This window comes from Paenibacillus sp. NN59, assembly GCF_057597225.1.
On the sequence record NZ_CP199678.1, the window covers coordinates 3,295,700 to 3,318,362 of the forward strand.

Annotated in this window: 20 protein-coding genes and 1 pseudogene; 17 read left to right on the forward strand and 4 right to left on the reverse strand. The window is 44.2% G+C overall.

Annotation, left to right across the window (positions count from 1 at the left end):
* Positions 1–109: 109 nt before the first annotated feature.
* The 3 genes from ACT89M_RS14535 to ACT89M_RS14545 all read left to right on the forward strand — a co-directional run bounded on the left by ACT89M_RS14535 (position 110) and on the right by ACT89M_RS14545 (position 2,895).
* The gene (locus ACT89M_RS14535) at positions 110–1,174 is read left to right on the forward strand and encodes a polysaccharide deacetylase family protein (protein WP_154889021.1); all 1,065 of its coding nucleotides are present in this window, start codon (positions 110–112) and stop codon (positions 1,172–1,174) included.
* 207 nt (positions 1,175–1,381) lie between these two features.
* Complete coding sequence (locus tag ACT89M_RS14540; RefSeq protein WP_154889019.1) at positions 1,382–1,876, forward strand: RNA polymerase sigma factor; 495 nt, start codon at positions 1,382–1,384, stop codon at positions 1,874–1,876.
* Complete coding sequence (locus ACT89M_RS14545) at positions 1,873–2,895, forward strand: hypothetical protein (RefSeq protein ID WP_154889017.1); 1,023 nt, start codon at positions 1,873–1,875, stop codon at positions 2,893–2,895. Before ACT89M_RS14540 ends, ACT89M_RS14545 begins: the two co-directional genes overlap by 4 nt.
* A 139-nt stretch (positions 2,896–3,034) precedes the next feature.
* On the opposite strand, the gene ACT89M_RS14550 is transcribed toward ACT89M_RS14545, so the two are convergent.
* The gene (locus ACT89M_RS14550; protein ID WP_090916024.1) at positions 3,035–3,898 is read right to left on the reverse strand and encodes a LysR family transcriptional regulator; all 864 of its coding nucleotides are present in this window, start codon (positions 3,896–3,898) and stop codon (positions 3,035–3,037) included.
* A gap of 169 nt (positions 3,899–4,067) precedes the next feature.
* On the opposite strand from ACT89M_RS14550, the gene ACT89M_RS14555 reads away from it, so the two are divergent.
* Positions 4,068–5,123, forward strand: coding sequence for an alkene reductase (locus ACT89M_RS14555; RefSeq protein ID WP_487344710.1), 1,056 nt, complete (start codon positions 4,068–4,070; stop codon positions 5,121–5,123).
* On the opposite strand, the gene ACT89M_RS14560 is transcribed toward ACT89M_RS14555, so the two are convergent.
* Positions 5,106–5,456 (reverse strand): winged helix-turn-helix transcriptional regulator, encoded by a 351-nt coding sequence (locus ACT89M_RS14560; RefSeq protein WP_154889012.1) that lies wholly within the window; start codon positions 5,454–5,456, stop codon positions 5,106–5,108. The two genes, ACT89M_RS14555 and ACT89M_RS14560, sit on opposite strands and share 18 nt — an antisense overlap.
* Positions 5,457–5,615: 159 nt before the next feature.
* Between ACT89M_RS14560 and ACT89M_RS14565 the strand changes: the two genes are divergently transcribed.
* Complete coding sequence (locus tag ACT89M_RS14565; protein WP_154889538.1) at positions 5,616–6,530, forward strand: DsbA family oxidoreductase; 915 nt, start codon at positions 5,616–5,618, stop codon at positions 6,528–6,530.
* 269 nt (positions 6,531–6,799) lie between these two features.
* On the opposite strand, the gene ACT89M_RS14570 is transcribed toward ACT89M_RS14565, so the two are convergent.
* Positions 6,800–7,336 (reverse strand): GNAT family N-acetyltransferase, encoded by a 537-nt coding sequence (locus ACT89M_RS14570; protein WP_090916506.1) that lies wholly within the window; start codon positions 7,334–7,336, stop codon positions 6,800–6,802.
* A gap of 814 nt (positions 7,337–8,150) precedes the next feature.
* Between ACT89M_RS14570 and ACT89M_RS14575 the strand changes: the two genes are divergently transcribed.
* The 11 genes and pseudogenes from ACT89M_RS14575 to ACT89M_RS14625 all read left to right on the forward strand — a co-directional run bounded on the left by ACT89M_RS14575 (position 8,151) and on the right by ACT89M_RS14625 (position 19,286).
* On the forward strand, positions 8,151–9,527 hold the full coding sequence (locus ACT89M_RS14575) for a cytochrome ubiquinol oxidase subunit I (RefSeq protein ID WP_154889010.1): 1,377 nt from the start codon (positions 8,151–8,153) through the stop codon (positions 9,525–9,527).
* A complete protein-coding gene (locus ACT89M_RS14580) occupies positions 9,524–10,537 on the forward strand; it encodes a cytochrome d ubiquinol oxidase subunit II (protein ID WP_090916035.1) in 1,014 nt (337 codons plus the stop codon). Before ACT89M_RS14575 ends, ACT89M_RS14580 begins: the two co-directional genes overlap by 4 nt.
* 97 nt (positions 10,538–10,634) lie before the next feature.
* Positions 10,635–12,395, forward strand: coding sequence for a thiol reductant ABC exporter subunit CydD (gene cydD / locus ACT89M_RS14585; protein WP_308722012.1), 1,761 nt, complete (start codon positions 10,635–10,637; stop codon positions 12,393–12,395).
* Entirely contained in the window at positions 12,392–14,149 is a 1,758-nt protein-coding gene (gene cydC / locus ACT89M_RS14590; protein ID WP_308721808.1) for a thiol reductant ABC exporter subunit CydC, read from the forward strand. The genes cydD and cydC overlap by 4 nt, the downstream gene beginning before the upstream one ends.
* Before the next feature lie 194 nt (positions 14,150–14,343).
* Positions 14,344–15,150, forward strand: a complete 807-nt coding sequence (locus ACT89M_RS14595; RefSeq protein ID WP_261769266.1) for a CPBP family intramembrane glutamic endopeptidase — start codon at positions 14,344–14,346, stop codon at positions 15,148–15,150.
* 220 nt (positions 15,151–15,370) lie between these two features.
* Positions 15,371–15,550: pseudogene (locus ACT89M_RS14600) on the forward strand (MerR family transcriptional regulator); the annotation flags it as partial.
* Between the two features lie 114 nt (positions 15,551–15,664).
* Positions 15,665–16,309 (forward strand): hypothetical protein, encoded by a 645-nt coding sequence (locus ACT89M_RS14605; protein WP_154889004.1) that lies wholly within the window; start codon positions 15,665–15,667, stop codon positions 16,307–16,309.
* A 164-nt stretch (positions 16,310–16,473) separates the two neighbouring features.
* Positions 16,474–17,265 (forward strand): MerR family transcriptional regulator, encoded by a 792-nt coding sequence (locus ACT89M_RS14610; protein ID WP_154889002.1) that lies wholly within the window; start codon positions 16,474–16,476, stop codon positions 17,263–17,265.
* Positions 17,252–17,731: a hypothetical protein gene (locus ACT89M_RS14615; RefSeq protein ID WP_154889000.1), complete on the forward strand. Its 480-nt coding sequence runs from the start codon at positions 17,252–17,254 to the stop codon at positions 17,729–17,731. The genes ACT89M_RS14610 and ACT89M_RS14615 overlap by 14 nt, the downstream gene beginning before the upstream one ends.
* Before the next feature lie 86 nt (positions 17,732–17,817).
* A complete protein-coding gene (locus ACT89M_RS14620) occupies positions 17,818–18,555 on the forward strand; it encodes a GAP family protein (protein WP_253494617.1) in 738 nt (245 codons plus the stop codon).
* A gap of 134 nt (positions 18,556–18,689) precedes the next feature.
* Positions 18,690–19,286 carry a hypothetical protein gene (locus ACT89M_RS14625; RefSeq protein ID WP_154888996.1) on the forward strand — a complete coding sequence of 199 codons (597 nt, stop codon included), beginning with the start codon at positions 18,690–18,692 and terminating at the stop codon, positions 19,284–19,286.
* 506 nt (positions 19,287–19,792) lie between these two features.
* Here the strand turns inward: ACT89M_RS14625 and arfA are convergent.
* Complete coding sequence (gene arfA, locus ACT89M_RS14630) at positions 19,793–21,301, reverse strand: arabinosylfuranosidase ArfA (protein WP_154888994.1); 1,509 nt, start codon at positions 21,299–21,301, stop codon at positions 19,793–19,795.
* A 308-nt stretch (positions 21,302–21,609) separates the two neighbouring features.
* Between arfA and ACT89M_RS14635 the strand changes: the two genes are divergently transcribed.
* Positions 21,610–22,548, forward strand: a complete 939-nt coding sequence (locus ACT89M_RS14635; RefSeq protein WP_154888991.1) for an ArsR/SmtB family transcription factor — start codon at positions 21,610–21,612, stop codon at positions 22,546–22,548.
* Positions 22,549–22,663 lie beyond the last annotated feature (115 nt).

Genomic DNA, 22,663 nt, shown 5'->3' on the forward strand with positions numbered 1-22,663 from the left:
TCGGAAGGTGATTTTGGTTAAGAGAGGAGGCGGAGCGAAGTACGGCAGTAAGCCATTTCGATTGAACCATAAAGAATATGATGTTAACCAATTAACTGGAGGTGTATTCATGTTTAAATCCAAGCTCATTAAAGCTGCCATGTCTGTTGCCCTTTTAGGTTCGTTATTCGCTATTCCTCCACTGCCTTCTGCGACTGCAGCCGATGCCCGTTGTCCTAACGGTTATGTAGGTCTGACTTTTGATGACGGCCCTTCCAACAATACCAACAATATACTTAATGCACTGAAACAGTCGGGTCTGCGCGCTACCATGTTTAATACCGGACAAAACTCGCAAAACAATCAAGCTTTGGTTCGTGCGCAGGTATCCGCCGGCATGTGGATTGCCAACCATTCCTATACGCATGCGGATATGACGAAGCTGAATACTTCTCAGATGGCATCTGAGATTACACGTACACAGCAGACCATTCGTTCCATTACCGGTTCATCACCTTCACTCTTCAGACCCCCCTATGGTGCTACCAACGCAACGGTGAAATCGGTCATTAGCCAGAACGGTTTGAGAGAAGTGTTGTGGAATGTCGATTCACAGGATTGGAATGGAGCGAGTGCCTCCCAGATAGTAGCTGCGGTGAATCGTATGGCAAGTGGAGATGTTATTCTAATGCATGATCAGTACCAGACAACACTTCAGGCTATTCCTCAGATTGCTCAAAATTTGAAAAACCGAGGCCTGTGTGCCGGTATGATCTCTCCATCCACCGGAAGAGCCGTTGCACCGGATGGGGCAACGAACAATCCACCTGCAACGACGGTGAGAATCGAAACAGAAAATATGACCAAGAGCGGACAGTATACTGGCAATATCAGCTCTCCGTTCAACGGTGTTGTCTTGTATGCGAATAATGACGCCGTGCGGACGACACATAACTTCTCAAGCGGGACGCATTCATTCGCATTGCGAGGTGCGTCGAATAATGCCAATATGGCCAGAGTGGATCTAAAGATTGGCGGGCAGACGAAAGGTACGTTTTATTTTGGAGGCAGCAGTCCCGCAGTGTATACGCTGAATAATATCAGTCATGGCACCGGAAATCAGGTGATTGAGCTGATCGTAACAGCAGATGACGGTACATGGGACGCATATCTCGATTATTTGGAAATAAGTTAGTTTGTGAATCAACCCGTTTAAAGCGGGGCACTTTACCGTTAATGTTAATATGAATGGGCTATTTCAATGACACGCACTTGGTAGTGTGTTGTCAGCGAAATAGCCTTTTTTGCGTGTTTTGCAAGCGGAGATAAAAAAAGTGAAAACAAAATGTGACCAAATGTCGTCCGTAAGAGTGTTTAGGGTATAAAGGAGGGCACAACAACCATGCAGCAAACCATATCCCAACCAAGTGATGAAGTCACGAACATCTATGATACATACGCGGATACGCTGTTCCGGATTGCAATGGTTCACCTCGGCAGGCGGGAAGACGCGGAAGAAGCCACTCAGGATACGTTCATTAAATGGATGGAAAAAGCGCCTTCGTTCAACGATGCGGAACATCAAAAAGCATGGTTGATCCGGGTGATTACCAATCATTGCAAATCCCTGCTCCGTAAAGGCTGGCGTAAACGGGAAGTCAAGCTGGGAACCGTGGAACCCGTCATGATGGATAATCCTGAAGATCAGGCTTTGATTGAACTGGTGTTGTCTCTGCCCGTGAAATATAGATCGGTAGTTCATCTCTATTATTACGAAGACTATGGCATCCGGGACATTAGCCAAATTTTAGAGATTAGTGAATCAGCTGTGAAGATGAGATTACAACGGGGGAGACAACTATTAAAAGTGGAGCTTGAGGGGGAGGAACAACCATGAACGAACAACAATTCAAACAACGATATAAGAAAGCGGTGGATCAGATGAAACCAGATGACCAGATGAAAAAAAGAATCGAACAGAACGTGAATGTCCAGCGTCAACCCACGAAACGTCCTCGTAAATCGTTGTACATCGTCGCAGCAAGCATTGTTGTCGCCGCCAGTATCGGACTTGCAGCACCAACCGTCTGGCAGCAATGGGGTGGAACGACTGCACCTGCAAAAGAGACTGCGTTAAATAATGGAGAGGTTAACCAAGGAAAGGTTACCAAAGGAGAGACTGCGATCAAAACTGAAAACTCAAATATTGTTCCCGTCGAGATTCCGAAGATTGAGTTACCCAGTGATGATAAGAATGTTAAAGCAAGTATGATCGGATTAGTTGTTTATCAAGGTAACGCCTACACCGAATCTGCGACAACGGTGGATGCTGCAGATGCCTTGGCGCTACGAGGTGAGAAACTGGGCAAAACGACTGGTGGCATCCATGAGCTAAGTGGTAAGGATGACTACAAAGAGCTGGCCTCGACGATTGGTACAGCAGATATTTACACCGTGAACGGATACGATTCTGATTTTCGGATTATGTCTTATACGGAAATAGACGGACAAGTTTACGCCCAATTGTTCGATAAAACCAATGGTATGTCGATTAGCAGCGGCACAGATCTAATTGGCAAGCTTAACATCGAGGGTCATGTGACTGCAGCGCAGTGGGAGAGCTTCGATAGCTGGAATAATGGGCTGGGGCAGCTACAGCAGCTTCCGGCAGACGAGTCACTGAACCGTTTTATTGAAGCATTGTACAAAGCAACACCGGTTGCAACAAGTTCTGAACTGGAAGAACGTCTCTATGGCAAAGAAGATCGCAAAATGATTTATTTGACCCTGAAAGATAAAACAAAGGTTCAGCTTGTGTTGTTCGGTGAGGAAGGCATGGTGCGTTACGGTCATGTACCTGTATTTTTTGAAGTAGAGCAGGGGGCGTTTCAGCAATTATGGAACAGTCTTAAGTAATAAAAGAGCTGCTTGGGTGAGCAGAATGAGCTATTCAGTATGTAGAACGAGTTACAGTATAAAAAGAGAGCAGCCATCTGGCTGCTCTTTTTTATGCATATATGGTCGAATAGTCAGCAAAATGGTTCTCAATGAAGACCTAGAAGGTTATACACTTCTCATGTAACAGTCTCATGAACTGCTTAAGGGCACTGCTGACATATCGATTTTCACCACGAACAAATGTGGTAGTGGTTGGTGTAAATACATCAGATAGATTGTGTAACGTGTATGCCTCAGGTTTATTGTGAACAACGCTACAGGGCATAATTGTCACAGCGATCCCGGATTCTACACAGTTAAGTAAATTTTCCATTGTACTGACTTCAATCAATTTTTTGGCCGAAAGTTCTTCTTCCGCTAAAAACTTTTCTGTAAGCTCACGATACGGGCACCCTTGGGGAAAGACAACCCACGAAAGCTGACAAAACGATTCCAGAAGCGTATCCGTTCGTTTCGAGATGATGTGAACCGTATCCTGCATCTCATATTCCACCTTTAATCCTTCCTTCACGCAGGCCCCGCTAATGAAAGCACCATCCAGTTCAGAAGACTGAATTTTATGCCTTAGCACTTTGGGGGAGGTGGCGTTCACCAGCGAAATGGACACGTCCGGATAAGTCATCTGATACTCATTCAAAATCTCCATGAAACGACGTGAAGCGGCGGTTTCGACGATTCCGATTTTCAACGTACCCGATGGTTCCTCCGGATCGATCATCTCTTGTTGCAAATCATGTAGCAGACCTCGAATCCGTGCCGCATAAGCAAGAAACTGCGTTCCTTTTTCCGTGGGTATCACCCCTTTGGAAGAACGGTTAAACAATTGAACCTGGTATTCTTCCTCCAGTTTTTTGATCCGTGTTGTGACATTAGACTGGGCATAGTTTAGTTCTTTGGCTGCTTGTGAGATTTTGCCCGAGCGTCCAACGGCCAGCATAATATCAATATCAGATAGTTCCATGACAGCCTCCCGAACAGCAATTTTTAAGCGGAAAAAGAACGATAGTTCTTCGTAATTTCTTTAAGTAAAGGTATCACTCTGAGTGATATCCTTATATATTCTAATCATTTTACGATATGTCTTATCCGTTCTACAATAACTTTAATTCAAACAGAGAAGAGGAAATGACATGTCTAAAATCAATTTAAATTTGTTTCAACCTGCAACGATCAACCAATGGAAGCTTCGCAACCGTATCGTCATGGCTCCGCTCACTAGAGGTTTTGCATCAGATGCGGACGGAACGGTAACCGATGAAATCGCTGCTTATTACGAACAACGAGCTAGAGATGGCGTGGGTTTGATCATTACGGAAGGGATTAATCCGATGCTTTCAGGCAAAGGAACCTACGGGGTACCTGGATTATATACGGACGCACAGACCTCTTCTTGGAAAAAGGTAACGGAAGCTGTTCATCGACACGGCGGTACGATCATCGCACAATTATGGTATGTGGGTCGCCTTTCGCATTCCGACTTAATTGGAAGGAAACCCCAGGCCCCTTCAGCCATACAAGCGGAGGGGAAGGTGCATAAACTTCACAAGCCCTATGAATGCCCTCAAGCCATGACTCAAGGGGAGATCGAGAATGTTGTCTATCATTTTCAGATGGCTGCGCGCACTGCCGTTTTAGCGGGGTTTGACGGGATCGAGCTCCATGCAGCACATGGGTATCTGATTGACCAATTCATCAATGAGCGTACGAACAAACGAACAGATCAGTATGGTGGCGGTCTTCAGGAGAGACTTCGCTTTTTGAGAGAGATTATTGAGGCGGTGAAAAAAGAAATCAGCGTAGAACGCATAAGCATCCGGTTTTCCGAAAAAAAGGATGACGATCCTTCTTATTCATGGGCCTCTAGAGTCGAGACTCTCCACGCCTATCTGGCGCTGTTTCGTGAAACGGGCATCACCATTCTGCACCCTTCAACCGAAAGTTATGCAAGTGTCTGGTTAGATGGACTTAACTTCCATCAGGCCATTCGGACACAATGGGAGCACATGATTATCGGAGTAGGGAATCTCAGTCTGGAGAGGGCGGAAGAGGCAATCAATGACGGTGTAATTGATCTGGCTGCTTTTGGTCGACCCTTCATTGCCAATCCGGATTTGGTACAAAGATGGACAACAGGACTTCCGCTAACTACGTATGATGCCACAAGACATTTATCCGTTTTGAAGTGAATTTGATCCTTGCTGCATATTTTTCTTACCCCATAACACCATCGATTCAATTAAAGGAACCAGTTCTTTACCGGATGGTGTGAGTGAATATTCGACTCTTGGCGGAATTTCGTTATATTGCTCCCGATGCACGATTCCGTATTGAATCAAATCTTTCAAACAATTGGTTAACATTGTTGGTGTGATGCCCGGCAGTCTTCTTTTTAATTCGTTATATCGAATAGCGTCATCTTCACTTAGAATCGCCAGAATTGGCAGATTCCACTTGCCACCAATCACTTGAAATGCATAAGTAGCCGGACAGAGTTGTTCAAAATTAAAATCATATTTCACACAAAAACCTCCAAGCCAAAGTTGTTGTTCCGGTCCATTAGTATACTTTTTGATACTTAGTCAGAAAAAGAATCGTACTTGTTCTGTAGATTGTAGATATTATAATCATACTAACACAAAGTCAATTCAATAGATAAGATCAAAAAGGATGGGATAATGATGAGTAATGAATCCATGATGTGTGATTTGGAAACGGGTGTATGTGGTGTAAGTGATGAAGAAGAAATGCAAGTGATTAATCTAAAGCAGGAAGAGAAAAAAATAACACTTTATTATGCTACAGACCCCATTTGCTCACACTGCTGGGCACTGGAACCTGTGTTGAATCGTTTTATAGAAGAGTACGGTCATTATTTTAATGTGGAGACCAAAATGGGTGGTTTGCTAGCGAGCTGGGAAGGGTTCTCTGATGGGGCAAATGGCATTTCGAAACCTGCAGATGTGGCAGGGCATTGGAGAGAAGTAGGTGAGCACTCACGGATGCCGATTGACGGTTCCGTTTGGCTTGAGAACCCAATCCAGTCATCCTATCCGCCTTCTCGTGTGTTTAAAGTCATAGAGCGCATGTATCCTGGGAAAGAACAAGCCTTTCTAAGAGTTGCACGTGAAGCCGTATTTGCGATGAATCGAAATATTGGAGAAGATGATGTGCTGATTGAGCTTGTGAATGGGCTAGGGCTGAATGGAAAAGAAATCGTGGCCAGTGCTGCTCAGCAATCTGCACAAGACTTGTTGGAAGAAGACTTTGAGATGACTGCCCGGCTAGGCGTAAGAGGTTTCCCATCCATTATTATTGTCAACAAGGAGCAGCAAGGCATTAAAGTGGTTGGGGCTCGCCCTCTGGAAACCTACGTTCAAGCGCTACAGCAGATTCTGGATGAAGCGCCGAAGCCGAAGAAGATTGCTACATTGTCTAACAAAATCAAAGAAGGACATCTTCTGTTCTCTAGAGAAATTGAAGTACTGTATGACGTAGAGAAGGATCGTGTGGAGTCATTTGTACAATCTGAATTAGAAGAGGGCACCTACCAAGTAAGGCATATCTTAAATGAAATGGCTGTTCAGCGGGTGTAACTGACTCAGGAAAAAGATAGAAATAGAATTAGTACATTTATCCATGTGTTATTGCAAATTCCTCGAGGTCTGTATTCAAAAAAAGTCACATTAATACATGTGGATATGAGTTGGTTTATATATGAAGTGTATCTCTGATCTGAATCCACACCGTAAAATAAATGTATTTTATTAGTTCACTTGGTCTGGTCTGATATTGAAGTAAAAGCAGCTAACTTGGATGGTAGCTGCTTTTTTCAGGTTATCTGTTTTTAAATAAATAGACTGCTTTAAAACAGGTTCTTGAAATATACCAGATGATCCGTCCATTCCTCATGTTCATAGATAAAACCTTTGCGAATACATTCAAACTCCAAACCGACACTTTCAGCCAGCTTGATGGAGGGCAGGTTATCCAGGTTGATATGTGCTTCCAAACGGTGGAATTTTAAAGACTCGGCTGCAATACGGAGGACCTGACGTACCGCTTCTTTGCCGTATCCTTTTTTCCAGTGCTGATTGTGAATCGTGTACCCAAAGCTCGCCCACTGAAAAGGTTCTCTCGCCAAGGTGGCAATATCGATCATGCCCAAGTGAGTGCCATCTTCTTTGCGGAAAACTCCAAAGACATATACTTTATCGTTAAACGCCAGTTCCTGATGTCTTGCTACCAGACGCTCGAACCATTCTAATGTACATTCGCTCATATCCATTTTTCCAGGATCGTGTCGATGCTGGGAGGGAGAACGGCTCTCGAATTCGTGAAGCCAGTTCTCGTAATCTTTATCTTGTAGTGGGCGGATCACGAGTCTTTCGGTTTCTGACATATAATCGAATTTATTTTTAATATTACTCAATAGAACATCTCCTTACACTATGCATCGTTATTAATCGTTATTAATCGTTATGAATTGCATGTCTCTCTGTCGGAGGACAGAAGTAACTCTAGTGTAACACAGATCATTTCTAATATTGGTTGGATAATCTCTCAAGGATTCAAACTCAATCAATGAGCAATCAGCTAATATCATTAACACGGCATATCACGGCTAAGCTAGATAATGCAATAGCCCTAAAGGGTGATTGTGCCTATTTTCACGAAGTTGTCAGAAAGAGTTGAGCCTTTCTTGAACGTTTAACAACGAAGACGTATCAGCGATTGAATTGCTTAAAATTAAGGATATAATAATTTTGATTAATAGGTTTAAGCCAATGATTAAGACGCTGTGTGATCAGAGGAAAATGGACATCCAACCTAGGATAACGTTTAATGTCGTTTGCAGGATTAAATGCACTGGACATGTGGCAACCTATCCTTGTATTTTGGTTTGTGATTTTTTTCTCATAAGTTATTGGAATCGTTTGCCTATAACCAACTTGCGATTCGCTTGAAAGCTAACAACTAACTAATTTACACAAAAACGGAGAGGACAGAAAAAACCTGAAAAAGCGGAGCTAAAAGCTTTCTGAAAGAAAGCTAGCATCGGAAGCATACGCTTCGCCTTTATCACCGGATTTTCCCTTTAAAAAGGGAATCAAAAAAATCTGGGGATAACAGCGATTGTAAGGTTATTCTGTCATCGGAGTGGATGTGTAAAACAGAAGAAGCAATGAATGGAATTTGAGAGGAGGCAATACAAAATGGCAGTCGATACGGTGTTATGGAGCAGACTCGTAACGGGTCTGACACTTGGATTTCACGTTATTTTTGCAACACTTGGTGTGGGTATACCTTTGATGATTGCGATTGCTGAATTTATCGGTATTCGGAAGAAAGACCCCCACTACATACTTATGGCGAAAAGATGGTCACGAGGTTTTGTCATTTCGGTGGCTGTGGGGGTGGTGACAGGTACAGCGATATCGCTACAGCTGGCCCTGGTGTGGCCGAATTTTATGAAGCTGGCTGGTAATGTCATTGCATTGCCGCTATTTATGGAAGTGTTCGCCTTCTTTTTCGAAGCGATCTTCCTGGGCATTTACCTCTATACATGGGATCGATTCAAAAACCCGTATATCCACTGGCTACTTACAATTCCCGTTGTTGCCGGAGCAGGGATGTCCGCAGTTTTCATCACAACCGTGAACGGATTCATGAACCAACCGGAAGGATTTGTGATGCAGGCTGGTCAATTTACAGCGGTTAATCCCGTGCAAGCCATGCTGAATACAGCAACGTTCTCTAAAGTGTTCCATGTCTTAAGCTCGGCTTATCTGACAGGAGCGGCTTTGCTCGCCGGGATCGCGGCTCTTGCGATGTTGAAGAGAGGGGTATCTGCTTACCACAAGAAAGGCCTAAACCTGATGATGGCCGTAGTTCTGGTATTCAGTTTGCTGAACACACTTGCTGGAGATGTATCTGCAAAGTTTTTGGCTGAACACCAACCGGAGAAATTGGCAGCAGCAGAATGGCATTTTGAGACAGAGAGCGGCGCGGATTTGATCCTACTCGGCTGGCTGAATGCAGAACATGAGATTATAGGTGCTTTACATTTGCCCAAACTACTTAGTTTTCTGGCCTTTGGAGACTTCAATGCAGAAGTCACAGGGCTGAACGAATTTCCACCCGATGAACAACCGCCACTACTGGTGCATTATCTATTCGATTTAATGGCTGGCATCGGATTTGCTCTACTGGCCATCTCCAGCCTATATTTCCTGTTTGTGTTATGGAAGAAGCGTAATCCGCTGAACAAATGGCTGCTTGGCCTAGTTGCACTCAGCGCACCGCTTGCTTTCCTCGCTGTAGAGATGGGCTGGTTCTATGCCGAAATCGGGCGGCAGCCATGGATTATTCGTGGGTACATGCGTGTCGAAGAAGCCGCCACATCTTCTCCGAGTGTGCGAATTTTATTTTTTGTTTTCTTGCTTTTGTATATCGTGCTTGGTGTAATCTGCGTTCTCGTGTTGAAACGTTTGTTCAATAACAATCCTGCTGAGCTAGAAATGGAGAAATGGTTGCAGGCCAAGCCAAATAAAACGGCAACAGTTGCAGAGAAAGGAGAGCCATCCCCATGAGTTATGAGTTAATTGGTATTTCAGTGCTCTGGCTGTTCCTGTACGGATATCTGATCGTTGCTTCCATTGATTTCGGGGCTGGATTCTTTGCCTTTTATGCACGTCTAACGAAACAGGATCATCTGATTAACCGTTTGATCTCTCGTTATCTATCGCCCGTATGGGAGATTACGAATGTATTTTTTGTCTTTTTCTATATTGGTATCGTTGGATTTTTCCCAGATACGGCCTCTTATTATGGCGCAGCCTTGATCGTTCCCGGAAGTATCGCCGTTATACTTTTAGCAATCCGTGGCTCGTTCTATGCTTTTGAGAATTACGGTTCCAAAAACAACATCGTGTACCTGTTTCTATATGGGGCAACGGGTTTGTTGATTCCGGCATCTCTGTCCGTAGCCCTGACCTTGTCGGAAGGTGGTTTCATTCTGAAGCAGGGAGAGACGGTTTCACTGGATTACTGGGCGTTATTCACCAACCCGTTATCCTGGAGCATCGTTGGACTAGCGATTGTCTCTGTATTGTTTATCAGTGGAACTTTTCTAACCTTCTACGCCTCACGGGCTGAAGATCAAGGTGCCTTGAAGCTCATGCGGAATTATTCCTTATTTTGGAGCACACCTACGATTATTTTAGCGCTGACTGCATTTATATATTTGGGTCAGCACAATGAACGTCATTTTCAAAATATGATGGATCTCTGGTGGCTGCTCGCCTTATCCGTCGCTTTCTTCATGGTTGCCATGTGGCTGCTGTATAACGAACGCCGCTACGGACTTGCTTTTATTTGCATCATGCTACAGTTTTTCTGTGCGTTCTTTGCCTATGGCATCGGTCAGTATCCATACATCCTTGATCCGTACATCACGATTCAGAGCAGTGCTACCTCGCCAGCTATGGGTTTCGCATTGGTTGTCGTCTTTATCGGAGGATTATGTCTGCTCATTCCATCTCTGATTCTGGTGTTCAAACTGTTCCTGTTTGATGCGGATTATGTCAAAGGAAACAAATAAAAAGGAGGGTCGCCCTGTGAAAAGGCAAAGGAAAGAGCGAACCAAACAGCAAGGAAAACAGTCGGGTCGGCAAAAATCGATTCTGATTCAACAGCAGATGTCTTTACTTCGAAAAAACAGACTTCTCCTTATGGCCTTTTCACTGGCACTTAGTGCAGCGATTATAAGCCAGGCTGTATTCATGGCAGAAGCTGTACAGCTTATTTTTGTAGAAAAGGCGTCCTTATCATTGATCATGCCGCTTCTCGGGTTATTACTCACCGTTATGGCTCTACGTACGCTGTTAACATACGGCAACGGGAAAGTTGGTTTGCATATGGCTGCACGTGCCAAAACCAATATGCGTGCCAAGGTGTTACAAAATCTGACTCACGCTTCCATGTTCTCTGCATTGCAGGGACAGACAGGAGGCAAGGTCAGCGTTGCCCTGGACGCCGTCGATGAGGCGGACAGCTATTTCAGTCAGTACATGCCACGTATGATGGAAGCTTCGATGATTCCGATTGTGATTCTGGTTGTTGCCTTCACACTACATGCCAACACAGGCTGGATTCTGTTGTGTACAGCACCGTTTATTCCATTGTTCATGATTCTCGTTGGTTTGCAGACCAAGAATAAATCTGAAGAAAAGTATGCACAGCTGGCGGAGTTTTCCGGCACGTTCCTCGATTCGCTTCAAGGTCTGGTGACATTGAAAATATTCGGACGGGTGAATCGTCAGCAACAAGAGATCGAACGCAGCAGTCTGGGTTATCGGGATAGCACGATGAGCATTTTGAAGATTGCTTTTACGAATACGTTTATGCTTGAAGCGATTGTCATGTTAAGTATTGGTATCGTTGCGTTAGAGCTTGCCATTCAGCTACTCGTGTATAAATCAATGACCTTTCATACCGCTTTTCTGTTGTTGTTGCTCGTTCCCGAGTTCTACAGTTTGTTAAAAAATACAGGTACCGCCTTTCACAGCGGTCGAACAAGCATGGGCGCTATTCGTAAGGTGGAGCAACTAATTGCGGAAAGCGAACAACGAAAAGAGAATTCACAGCCTAAGGAAGATGAGGAAAAGTCGTCACATCAGCAATTATTGACCGGACCTGCGTCAACGAAGTCAGATATGCCTTCATTCATTGAATTAAAAAATGTCCGGTTTCACTATGTCCCAGGTTCGTTTGCACTTGAAACGGGACATGTATCGATAAAACCAGGAGAAAAGCTCGCCATTGTTGGTCCAAGCGGCTCAGGTAAAACAACCTTATTAAGCCTGATCTCCGGTTTGGTACATCCAACCTCGGGAGAAGTTTGCATTAACGGTAGACCGCTTGTACAAATCAACGAGGCCGACTGGTTTGAACAGATCAGTTATATTACACAGCATCCCTATATTTTTGCAGGCACATTAGCCGAAAATATAGCTATAGGTTCAGGAAGTAATGAACCCCCAGCGGAGATAGAAAAAGCGGCTGAACAAGCTGGACTCACTTCACTTATTGCTCAACTGGAAAAAGGATTGGATACCCCTGTTGGGGAAGGAGGACGTGGACTTTCGGGTGGAGAAAAACAAAGATTAGCTCTCGCTCGCGCTTTTCTGAAAAAGCCTGCCCTCATCCTGTTTGATGAACCAACAGTTGGACTCGACCTGCGTACCGAACAGATTCTGCAACGTTCTATCGCAGCATTGTCACAACAGGCCACCATCATTACGGTTGCACACCGATTGTATACGATTCAGCAAGCGGACCAGATTTGGTTCATGTCGGATGGTGAACTTGCAGATTCGGGAACACATCAGGAGCTACTAGAACGAGTACCTGGATATGCCGAAATGGTGCAAATTCAGAGAACAGGAGGGATCGCATGAAAGAGTTAGCTGTTCTGTCCAAGGCGATGCTGCAGGAACGTAAAGACATTTTGCTTTCTATCTTATGCGGATTCATTGCAGGCACAGCAGGTGTAGCCCTTTTCTCCGCAAGTGGGTACCTCATCTCGCAAACGGTATTTGCACCGCCACTGTACACCTTGATTGTTCTAACGTCGATGGTCAAGCTGCTTGGATTCGTGCGAGCGGCTAGCCGTTATGGGGAGAGACTTGCTTCTCACCGGGCAACCTTTTCTATCCTCAGCCGTTTACGAACCTCATTTTTTGCCAAGCTTATACCGGTTACGCCTGGAATTATGAACAAAAACCGAAGCGGGGATCTGCTGGCACGAATCGTAGGTGATGTAGAGAGTTTACAACATTATTTTCTGCGTGTGGCTTATCCGCCTATTATGGTGGTGATGGTATTCTTGAGCACGGTCCTGTTTACAAGCGTTTTTTCATTCTGGATTGCGTGTTTACTCATCATTGGCATGTTGATTACAGCTTTTGTTGTTCCAAACCTCGTGCTGATCGGTCAGCGTAAAATCAACAAACGTGTGCGCGAGCACCGGGCAACGCTATCTACGGAGGTCACCGAAGTATTGTATGGTTTTCGTGATTTGAAAGTATATGGGCAATTGGCAGAGCGTGAGCGGCAGCTTCAGCAGGCTTCGGCCGAACTCGCAACGCAGCAACAAAGAGCCGCTACACAATTGGTGCTGGGACAATCCATGCATATTTTTGTCACTTATCTGGTCACATGGGGTGTGCTAGTAATCAGTGCTTTTCTCATTGCAGACGGAGTCTTTGCCGGTGTGTATCTTGCGATGTTGATTCTGGCAACCCAAACGATGTTTGAAGAATCCGCAGCAATGGCCGTGTTACCAGCGTATAAGTTGGACAGTGAGCATGCTGCGAAACGTTTGGCTGAGACTGTGCCTGAACCGCAGACCAATGGCCATGTTAATCAGGCTCATTTGTCTAAAACCCATTTATCTCTGGAAGTCGATTCAGAAGCGGAAGCGGCAACCATCGAACTGTCTCATGTTTCTTTTCAATATGAAGGGGAATGGAGATCTGCGCTAGATGACGTATCGCTCTACCTTGCACCTGGATCCAAAACGGCGATTGTCGGGCCAAGCGGCTCTGGAAAATCTACGATTTTGGATTTACTTCTCAAGCTACGGACACCTGGTGCTGGCAAAATAAAATTCAATGACATCTCGGTGAATGAGTTGAATGAAAAATGCATATGGCAAAATACCCATGTTGTGTTGCAACAGAGCCACTTTTTCCGGGGAACGATTCGGGATAATTTACTACTCAGTGGCGAGTCTTACTCGGATGAATATGTGGAAGATATACTCCATCAAGTTCAACTTTCTAATACATCCTTGGACGACAACGTATACGAAAAAGGAGAAAACCTGTCCGATGGTGAGAAACAGCGGCTGGCTCTGGCCCGTGCCATGTTGCGCAAGGGCAGGTTATGGTTGCTGGATGAACCAACCTCTTCGCTGGACTACGTTACGGAAGCACGTGTGTTACAGACCTTGCTGACACAGGTGGCAGAGGACACGCTGCTACTCGTCTGTCACCGTTTGACGGGACTTGAACGGATGGATCAGATTGTGGTCATGGATCAAGGCCGGATTGTCGAAACAGGCTCCTTCGAGGAGTTGATGGAGCGTAAGGGTTATTTTTACGAAATGAAGAAGATTGAACTGCAGATGATTGGAGAGCAAGGAACTTAAGTCTATAAAGAAAAGCCGCACTTAAGCGGCTTTTTTGCGTTAGATTCGAAACTACCAAACGGCTAAATGGTTACTTTGCTCCAAACTATTGTAAATACAACGATCCATTACGAAGGATTGCTTGAAAGCAATATTCACGTCATACATATATACTAAAGGTAACTAGTCCAATCATGTGAGGAGGTTCGGTTGAAGTGAGGAAAATAATGCAGTTCCCGCTCGTATGGATGTTTACAGGTGTTATTCTCCTGGGCCTGTCCGGCTTCATGACCCAAAAGTTGTTCGTTGATTCGCAAGGCATACTGTCGATTATGCTGGCACTTGCAGGGGGGATCGTCTCCATTGCGGTCTACTGGTTTGTTATGAAATTCATGGCAGGGCGCAACGTACAGGAATTACAACTTCGTAGGGCAGGAACTGAGTTGGTATTAGGCTCGGGAGTTGGTCTTATCTTGATTGGGGTTTCTGTCGGGATCATCACGTTGCTTGGTGGATACAGCTTTACATGGTCAGCGACGAACGCGATTGGTTCTATTTTGGCTTTGGCGATTGGTGCGGCCATTGTGGAGGAATTGATCTTTCGCGGCCTATTCCTGCAAGCAATTGAAAAACGACTTGGAAGCTGGTTTGCTTTGGCAATAACTTCACTATTTTTCGGTTTGGCTCATCTGCCAAATCCCGGAGCAACACTTTGGAGTTCAGTTGCCATTGTCATCGAAGCAGGTATTTTGCTCGGAGCCGGGTTTCTGTGGCGACGTAATCTGTGGTTTGTCATGGGACTTCATTTTGCATGGAATGCACTGGAGGGAATGCTGGGAATACCGGTGTCGGGCATAGCGACACAAGGTTTTTTTGATGTACAGCTATCCGGGTCGCCTTGGTTGACAGGTGGAAGCTTTGGACTGGAGGCATCCATTGTACCGATCATCGTCAGTTTGCTGATCGCCATCCCCATGCTGATTAGCGCGTATCACAAAGGAAATATGAGATTCAAAAAATAGGCAAGCACACCGTACTTTTTTTCGGGATTTTTGCAAAATACGTACGCGAAGGGTGAACCGCTATATGGTTTTCCCTTCTTTGTGATGTTTCCGTACATTCATAATTTCAGACATACATAAAGGATTATAAGAAATTGAAAATTAATCTTGACCTTAGGTCAGACCTAAGGTTTATGCTAACTATAGATAAGAGAACAAAGGTGGAGTTTACATGAATGAAATAAAAGATGGAATTACGATTAGCGAGCTGGCTAAGCTCTTGCAAGTATCCGTGCACCAGATTCGTTATTTTGAAAAAAAAGGAGTGCTAACCCCGGCATATACCGGTGAAAATCAATACCGAATGTATGGAATGGATGAGGTGTACCGTTTAGCTCATATTTTATTGCTGCGTAAGATGGGCTTTCGTTCAATTACCTAAAATTATACAAAAAGATCTGGTACTTCTGGTATAATAGTAATTTCTATTATCCGTTCTACAAGTAATCCATCATGAAAGGAATGAAGGCTGGGAGTGAGTAAGTGGGAAATTGTTTCTTATGTTGCTATATTTGTTTACACGCTTGTGATGTTGTTGAATGACCAATCGATTTTACTAGTGTTAGGTACAGTGCTGGTTGCTGGACTCATTATGTTTAGCATTTTTGTTTTATATCCTATGGTCTGGGAAACACGTATGGATCGGTTAGAGGCTTTTTTAAGAAGAAAACAAAATGCGCCCTATATTTATATTATTTATGCGACAGCCAACAGGTTGGATGAAGAAGTTGAGCTCACGATGGAAAAGCTGATGAGCAATACATCAGCCAGCAAGTCGACGAAGGCCAACTATCAGGCAGCATACGGTGCTTACCGGAAGGATCTGTTTACCGTGAGAAAAGCGGTACGCGAGATGCGTAAATCGGTTTATCGTACATACTATGAAACGTTTGTCCTGATCGAAGAAGGAGAGACTGAACGAGCCAGAGAGCATTTAGGTTCCATTAAAAGAGAGTGGATGCGATTTGCCCTTCTAGCCGAAATTGAGCGTAAGCTGGATCATTACAAGGAAGCAGAAGAGTTGGCTGCGCAAGCCGTACAAGCTAGTAAAGGAGTTCATCGATACGCGATGACGAAAGAATACGAAAGATATTACACCAAAGAACAGCATGTACAATAATAGAAATTGTTTTCAAGGAGAGAGGAAGTTCATATCACAGCGAGGACGATGTAAGCATCGTCTTTTTTTCGTTTTATTGAGCAATAGTCTTCTATCGAAATTATGGGGCTTTACCCTAACGCATGCGTTATGGTTTATAATGTTCTCAGGAAGGGGAGGTACGCATGATCCTGATTGGAGAATTAGCGAAAAAAACAAATATCAGCAAAAGAACACTTCATTATTATGAACAGATCGAATTGTTACAACCGACACTTATTACGGAAAACGGGTATCGATACTATGATGAGAGTGCTATTCTTCGCCTGCAAAAAATTCTTCTGTTGAAGTCCATCGGCTATACATTAGAACAGATTAAAGAATTGTTTCAGAACCAAGAAAATAAGGGAGACCATGAAAATTGGGTGGCCTCTTTAAACGAACAAATAGAGCTAATTGAACAGAAAAAAGAAGAATTAAGCCGAAAGCAATATTATCTCAGATCAACCCTTCATACGTTAAAATTTGGAGGAATGAGCAATCTCGAAAGTTTATTGCAAATTATTTCCCAAATGGAAGATCGGCCGCTCTCTGAAGGGATAATTCGTCCCGAATACAGCGATGATTTACAGTTAACATCAAGAGAAACGGATATACTGAATCATCTGCCTATACTCGGGAGTAACGATCCGCGAATGGAGGGACTTTTAACTATTTTCCAACGTGTACGATCCTTGATGCCCTCATCTCCCCATTCTGAAAAGGTCCAAGTCGTTGCGAGGCAATTGTATGAAACAGCATTAGAGCTGTTTGATCATGATGAAAAACTACTCGACAAGTATTGGGAACTTATCAATCCAAGAGATGCGTCTGAGCCTGTAGTCATGGGCATGGATCATGAATTCATGTCCTATGTTGATGAGATGATCCGCTTTTTTCTAAAACAAAGAGAGGACATTGCTAATGAAGGAGATTAAACAAAACAAGACAAAAATTAAAAACATCTGGATTCTGTTATTGCTCTCCGGTCTGCTTATAATATTCTCAGCTTGTGGAATGACAGAAGATGTAGTGAATGATGAACTGGATCGTGAAAAGTCAAAACAAAATACAGCACATGAGTCGGATGGCATCGTCGTTGAGGTGCTTGTTGAAAGTGATGTTAATTCGGCATCTGATCTGGAAGTAGAGATCAATGCTCGAAAAAATCCGGAGAGTGTATATTGGGATACGATTGAAGTTCCGTACAAAGATAGATTTGTTATTCCAAAAGATACGTTTATTCCGCTGCTTTCAACTCACGTTAGGGCAAAAGCAGATGACAGTGCAAGCTGGATAAGCTGTTCCATTTGGTATGACGGGGAGTTAGTTGCATCTCATAAGTCGCGAGGGAGCGATGCGAAGGCTGTCTGTGAGAAGAAGTTCCAGCTGGGGCCAGGATAACTTCGTTCGTAGATGGAGGTCCTGTTCTATGTTCTACATTTTGTTCCAGCAAGTGGTTAAAATTATAACAGAGAGTGAGGAACATCATGACGTTAACAGCAATGTTATTTACCCTTGTACTGCTAGCACTAATAGATTCAACGAGTTTGGGCACTCTCTTAATTCCTGTCTGGTTACTGATGACACCTGGGCGTGTTCGAGTAGATCGGTTTTTGATCTATATATTCACAGTGTCCGGTTGTTACTTTGCAATTGGCCTCATCATCATGTTTGGAACAGATTCATTTCTGAAACAATATGCACCCCTAATGGAATCTCAGCCCTTCCTTTTAGGACAACTGGTGATAGGTATATTGTTAATGATTGTAAGCCAACTCATGGATACCAAAAAATCTCGGGCTCGTGCTGCGGAACGTGCAGGAAGTGGGGAAGGTACTATTTTAAAATGGAGGGCTCGTGTTACGGGAGAGACCGTTTCCAGCAGAAGTTCTATTAGTATACTTATTGGGCTTGCCCTGACCGCGGTCGTACTGGAACTTGGAACGATGTTGCCCTATCTAGCAGCCATAGGCGTATTAGTTAGTGAAGGACCTGCCTGGCCTATGTCGGGAATTCTGTTACTGGGATATTGCTTCGTTATGATATTACCTTCGCTCATTTTGCTGGCAGGGAGATTGCTCGCCTACCCTGTTTTGAAACAACCTCTAGCTAAAATGGATAGGTGGCTGGTGAACAATGCACAGAATGCTACTGCCTGGATTGTAGGTATCGTTGGTTTTTTGCTGACGGTTAATGCAGTTTATGATTTAGGCTGGTTTCAGTGAGACGATGTGGTATAAGCCGTGTTGACAGAACCCGTATCTTTTCTCTTTTCGGCACAAGCATGTGTTATTCGCACAGGCAAGTCGTCCACCCATCGCGTAGACTAGAGTAGATCAAGTCGAGTGAGGTGAATTCCATGGCTAAGACCAATGAAATACACGTGAAGGCAAAACGATTCAAGGATCGTCCGGTCTGCGTGACTCTTCATAATGGTGAGACGTACATCGGGTACATCTCTGGCGTGAGCAACGAGGGTGTAGAGCTTACCGGGGGCGGGAAATTTACACAAACTTCAACAACCACGGCAAAAAAAGCGCGGGCGGTACGGAGTCGTGATCGTCAAATGAAAAACAAACCAATCAAGTCAAACAAGTCCGTATCTTCTTCAAGCCGGAAAAAGGTTAATCGTTCCCGCAAATCCTCCGTGCAACCCCGGGTAACTTCACATAGATCCTCTCGTCAACGTCAGGCACAGGTATCATCCTTTATGCCGATGATGGGATCTTTATTAGGTGGACTGGGCGGGGCAGGATCATTTGGAGGCATGCTCGGAGGCGGCATGCGTTTGTTCGGCATGATTCAGCGTTTTGTGCCTGTTGTGAAAATGGGCTACGGCATGATTAAACAAATCCAGCCGTTTATGGGAGCTGTGCAAGGGTTGATGTCACCAGCAAGTCAGGCATCGCAGACCGAGGATGAAGCTGAAGCCGAAGCGGAAACCCAACGGGGGTAACTTGAGTACACAAGTGTAGTGTCGAGAACATGTTGATGTGCTAAGAAATAGTGGAGAAAAGATTAGTAAACACTCCTAAGTCGCTATTATAGCGGCTTTTTTTTATCATTTAAGTTGTTTCGGAATAGGATAAAGATTCAATGCGAGCTCCAATACTTACTCAATTTCTATAATTAAGAGGCGGAAACAACAGAGCATTAGAGATCTTATCGAGCAAAGCGCTAACGATCACCAGGAACCTTATTGGGCCGAATATCGAGCGTTCCAAATTCTAACGATCATGAGAGACCTTATTTTGTTGAAACACGAGATTGTACATTGAAAACAGCCGAATTGTCCAAAATAGCGTCTCCTGTGATCGTTAGAATTTAAGCTACATACTGGGGCCATTTAAGCACCTCAATATCCCATTACCACACGTCCGTCAGCAAAGGCAAAAGCTAATACTAATGCTAAAGCCCAGAGCGGGTATGCTCTGGGCTTTTTGATCTTATGCGATTTGTCGATTACGCTTGTTTTGTTTTCAAACGGATTACGTTCCAGGACGCTTTGTTCAGCACAGCTTGTACTTTACCTTGATCCACGGTTGTATGTCCGCCGTTGTGAGGCAACACGTTACGTGGATTTTCTTTGGTATTGCTTGCTTTCAGGTCATTGTTTTCCAGAACAATGTGTTCTACAAATGTTGTTTCCCCGAACGAACGAAGATCAACATTCAGTTCCATGGCCTCATCGAGATGTCTGTTCACCGCAAAGATGGTGATGGTGCCATTTTCTTCATCATGTACACTGATGGATTCGAGATAAGGTACATCCGTGAAGTCTTTTGAATCATATTTAGGTGAAGATGTGATGGACCGCAGCACCGTACCACGTCCGAAGTTGGAAGCGTGCAGGAACGGGAAGTACGTCGTTTGTAACCAGATTGCTCCGTTATTTTCAGTCATGATTGGTGCGATCGTGTTAATCAACTGCGCAAGGCAAGCCATTTTTACACGGTCAGCATGTTTAAGAATGGTGATCAGGTAACAGCCTACTGCCAGTGCATCTTCATGCGTGTACACATCTTCGAACTCAGGAGGTGCAATCTGCCAACGTTCTTCCATACGGCTTGTACCAATGGATTTCCACACATTCCATTCATCCAGAGAGAGCATCAATTTCTTTTTGCTACGTTTTTTCGCTTGTACAAAATCACAGATCGAAGCCACACTATCAATAAATTGATCCAGATCCAGTGAGGTTGCTAGGAAATCATACGTGTTGTCTTTGTTGTTATTGTAATACTGATGCAGAGACAAGTAGTCTACATTTTCATAGGTAAGATCAAGCACAGTTGCTTCCCAATCTGCAAATGTCTTCATGTCACGGCTGGAGCTACCACATGCAACGAGCTCGATCTCCGGATCAACCCATTTCATCGCTTTGGCTGTTTCATTGGCAATACGGCCATATTCATATGCGGTCATCGCACCAATCTGCCAAGGACCGTCCATTTCATTGCCGAGGCACCATGTTTTGAATTTATGTGGATCTTTATATCCGTGAGAGATACGCAGATCACTCCAGTATGTGCCCGAAGGGTGGTTGCAATATTCAACCAGATTTCTGGCTGCATCGATACCGCGAGTTCCCAAGTTAACAGCCATCATCACTTCCGTACCTGCCAGCTTAGCCCAATCTGCAAATTCGTTCGTACCTACCGCATTCGTTTCAATCGTCCACCAAGCCAGCTCTAGTCTACGTTTACGTTCAGCTACTGGACCCACGCCATCTTCCCAGTTGTAACCGGATACGAAGTTGCCGCCAGGATAACGAACGATGGGTACGTTAAGCGCTTTAATCGCTTCAATAGCATCCTGACGGAAGCCTTGTGCATCTGCGGTTGGATGACCTGGATCATATATGCCGCCATACACGGCACGTCCCAAATGTTCTATAAATGAACCGTAGACACGCGGGTCTACTTCAGCAATTTGAAAATCTTTATCGATCAGCATTTTGGATTTAAGCATAGTGAAAACCTCCATAAGATTGAATTTTATAGTGCATGTGAATGATTGTGTAATACATATCATCGTTTGTAATGTCATATGATGTCGCTAATCTATATTGAATTCGCCTGAAAGCAAAATCAATACATTGATTTGTTATCTAATATGTATCATAATGCGGATATACAGAGCAAGTTCATTTTACACAGTTCGCTAAATAGCGAATTCTATAATTTCAATACAAGATCAAATTAACCCATAGAACAGAAGCTTGAACACAAATGGGATACCAAATATATAAGCAAAAAATACAAAAGGAAGTGTATTCTATGATGCTTGGAACAGATGCATCCTCATTGCTTGTCTACGAGGCGCTGGCAAGTGAAGCCCGTTTAAATATTGTGAGGCTGTTGCTGCAAAATAGGGAGATGCATATCAATGCGCTCGCCCAAGAACTATATCTGAGCAAAGCCATCGTCAGTACACATGTTAGCAAACTGCAGAAAGCAGGCATCGTAGGCAGCCGAATGAAACGTGAAAATGGCGGAACCTATAAATATTGTTTTATCGTGCAGGAGTTCATGACCATTCAACTGTCGCCCCCCGAACCCGCTGAGGCTTCTTATCATGAAGTATCCATCCCCGTTGGACATTATACAGATTATGAAGCATGGCCGACATGCGGGCTCGCAACGACCACTCAGATGATCGGACAATACGATACACCCGCCTGTTTCATGGACCCCGATCGGGTTAACGCGGCAATTCTTTGGATGGCACGAGGTTTTCTGGAATATAAGATTCCCAATTATCTGAATAATGATCAGCATCTTCGGGAGATAGAGATTTCACTTGAACTCAGTTCGGAAGCACCCAAAGTCAATGAAAACTGGCCATCCGATATCCGTTTTACGCTTAACGGCAATGATCTCGGTACATGGACAAGCCCTGGAGACTTCGGAGATCGGAAGGGCAAGCATACCCCACTATGGTGGAAACTGGATGTAAACCAGTATGGTGTGTTAAAAGTACTGCGCATTAACGAGGAAGGCACGTTTATGGATGGTCAACAAATTTCGGATGTCACGATCTCGGATCTGGATCTACGAGCAGCTACCTATTGGACATTTGGGTTAAAACCCGAAGAGAGCGCAGCAGGTCGAGGTGGGCTGACCCTATTTGGGAAAGGGTTTGGCAACTATGATCAGGACATTCTGATTCGGTATTATTATGAAAATGCTCTAGAAAACAACACTTCAGAAGAATAAAATGTGCAATTTGGTATCAACCTATATAAGAGCAGCGCATAATCCGACTTAAACGAAGCATATACCCATTCCAGCGTTATGGTATTGACAACGATTACATGGCTGGTATAGAATA

Bases quoted from the DNA above. Each gene is read 5' to 3' on its own strand.
- ACT89M_RS14535 (WP_154889021.1), top strand. From the start codon at position 110: ATGTTTAAATCCAAGCTCATTAAAGCTGCCATGTCTGTTGCCCTTTTA.
- ACT89M_RS14540 (WP_154889019.1), top strand. From the start codon at position 1,382: ATGCAGCAAACCATATCCCAACCAAGTGATGAAGTCACGAACATCTAT.
- ACT89M_RS14545 (WP_154889017.1), top strand. From the start codon at position 1,873: ATGAACGAACAACAATTCAAACAACGATATAAGAAAGCGGTGGATCAG.
- ACT89M_RS14550 (WP_090916024.1), bottom strand. From the start codon at position 3,898: ATGGAACTATCTGATATTGATATTATGCTGGCCGTTGGACGCTCGGGC.
- ACT89M_RS14555 (WP_487344710.1), top strand. From the start codon at position 4,068: ATGTCTAAAATCAATTTAAATTTGTTTCAACCTGCAACGATCAACCAA.
- ACT89M_RS14565 (WP_154889538.1), top strand. From the start codon at position 5,616: ATGAGTAATGAATCCATGATGTGTGATTTGGAAACGGGTGTATGTGGT.
- ACT89M_RS14570 (WP_090916506.1), bottom strand. From the start codon at position 7,336: ATGTCAGAAACCGAAAGACTCGTGATCCGCCCACTACAAGATAAAGAT.
- ACT89M_RS14575 (WP_154889010.1), top strand. From the start codon at position 8,151: ATGGCAGTCGATACGGTGTTATGGAGCAGACTCGTAACGGGTCTGACA.
- ACT89M_RS14580 (WP_090916035.1), top strand. From the start codon at position 9,524: ATGAGTTATGAGTTAATTGGTATTTCAGTGCTCTGGCTGTTCCTGTAC.
- cydD (WP_308722012.1), top strand. From the start codon at position 10,635: ATGTCTTTACTTCGAAAAAACAGACTTCTCCTTATGGCCTTTTCACTG.
- cydC (WP_308721808.1), top strand. From the start codon at position 12,392: ATGAAAGAGTTAGCTGTTCTGTCCAAGGCGATGCTGCAGGAACGTAAA.
- ACT89M_RS14610 (WP_154889002.1), top strand. From the start codon at position 16,474: ATGATCCTGATTGGAGAATTAGCGAAAAAAACAAATATCAGCAAAAGA.
- ACT89M_RS14615 (WP_154889000.1), top strand. From the start codon at position 17,252: ATGAAGGAGATTAAACAAAACAAGACAAAAATTAAAAACATCTGGATT.
- ACT89M_RS14620 (WP_253494617.1), top strand. From the start codon at position 17,818: ATGACGTTAACAGCAATGTTATTTACCCTTGTACTGCTAGCACTAATA.
- ACT89M_RS14625 (WP_154888996.1), top strand. From the start codon at position 18,690: ATGGCTAAGACCAATGAAATACACGTGAAGGCAAAACGATTCAAGGAT.
- arfA (WP_154888994.1), bottom strand. From the start codon at position 21,301: ATGCTTAAATCCAAAATGCTGATCGATAAAGATTTTCAAATTGCTGAA.
- ACT89M_RS14635 (WP_154888991.1), top strand. From the start codon at position 21,610: ATGATGCTTGGAACAGATGCATCCTCATTGCTTGTCTACGAGGCGCTG.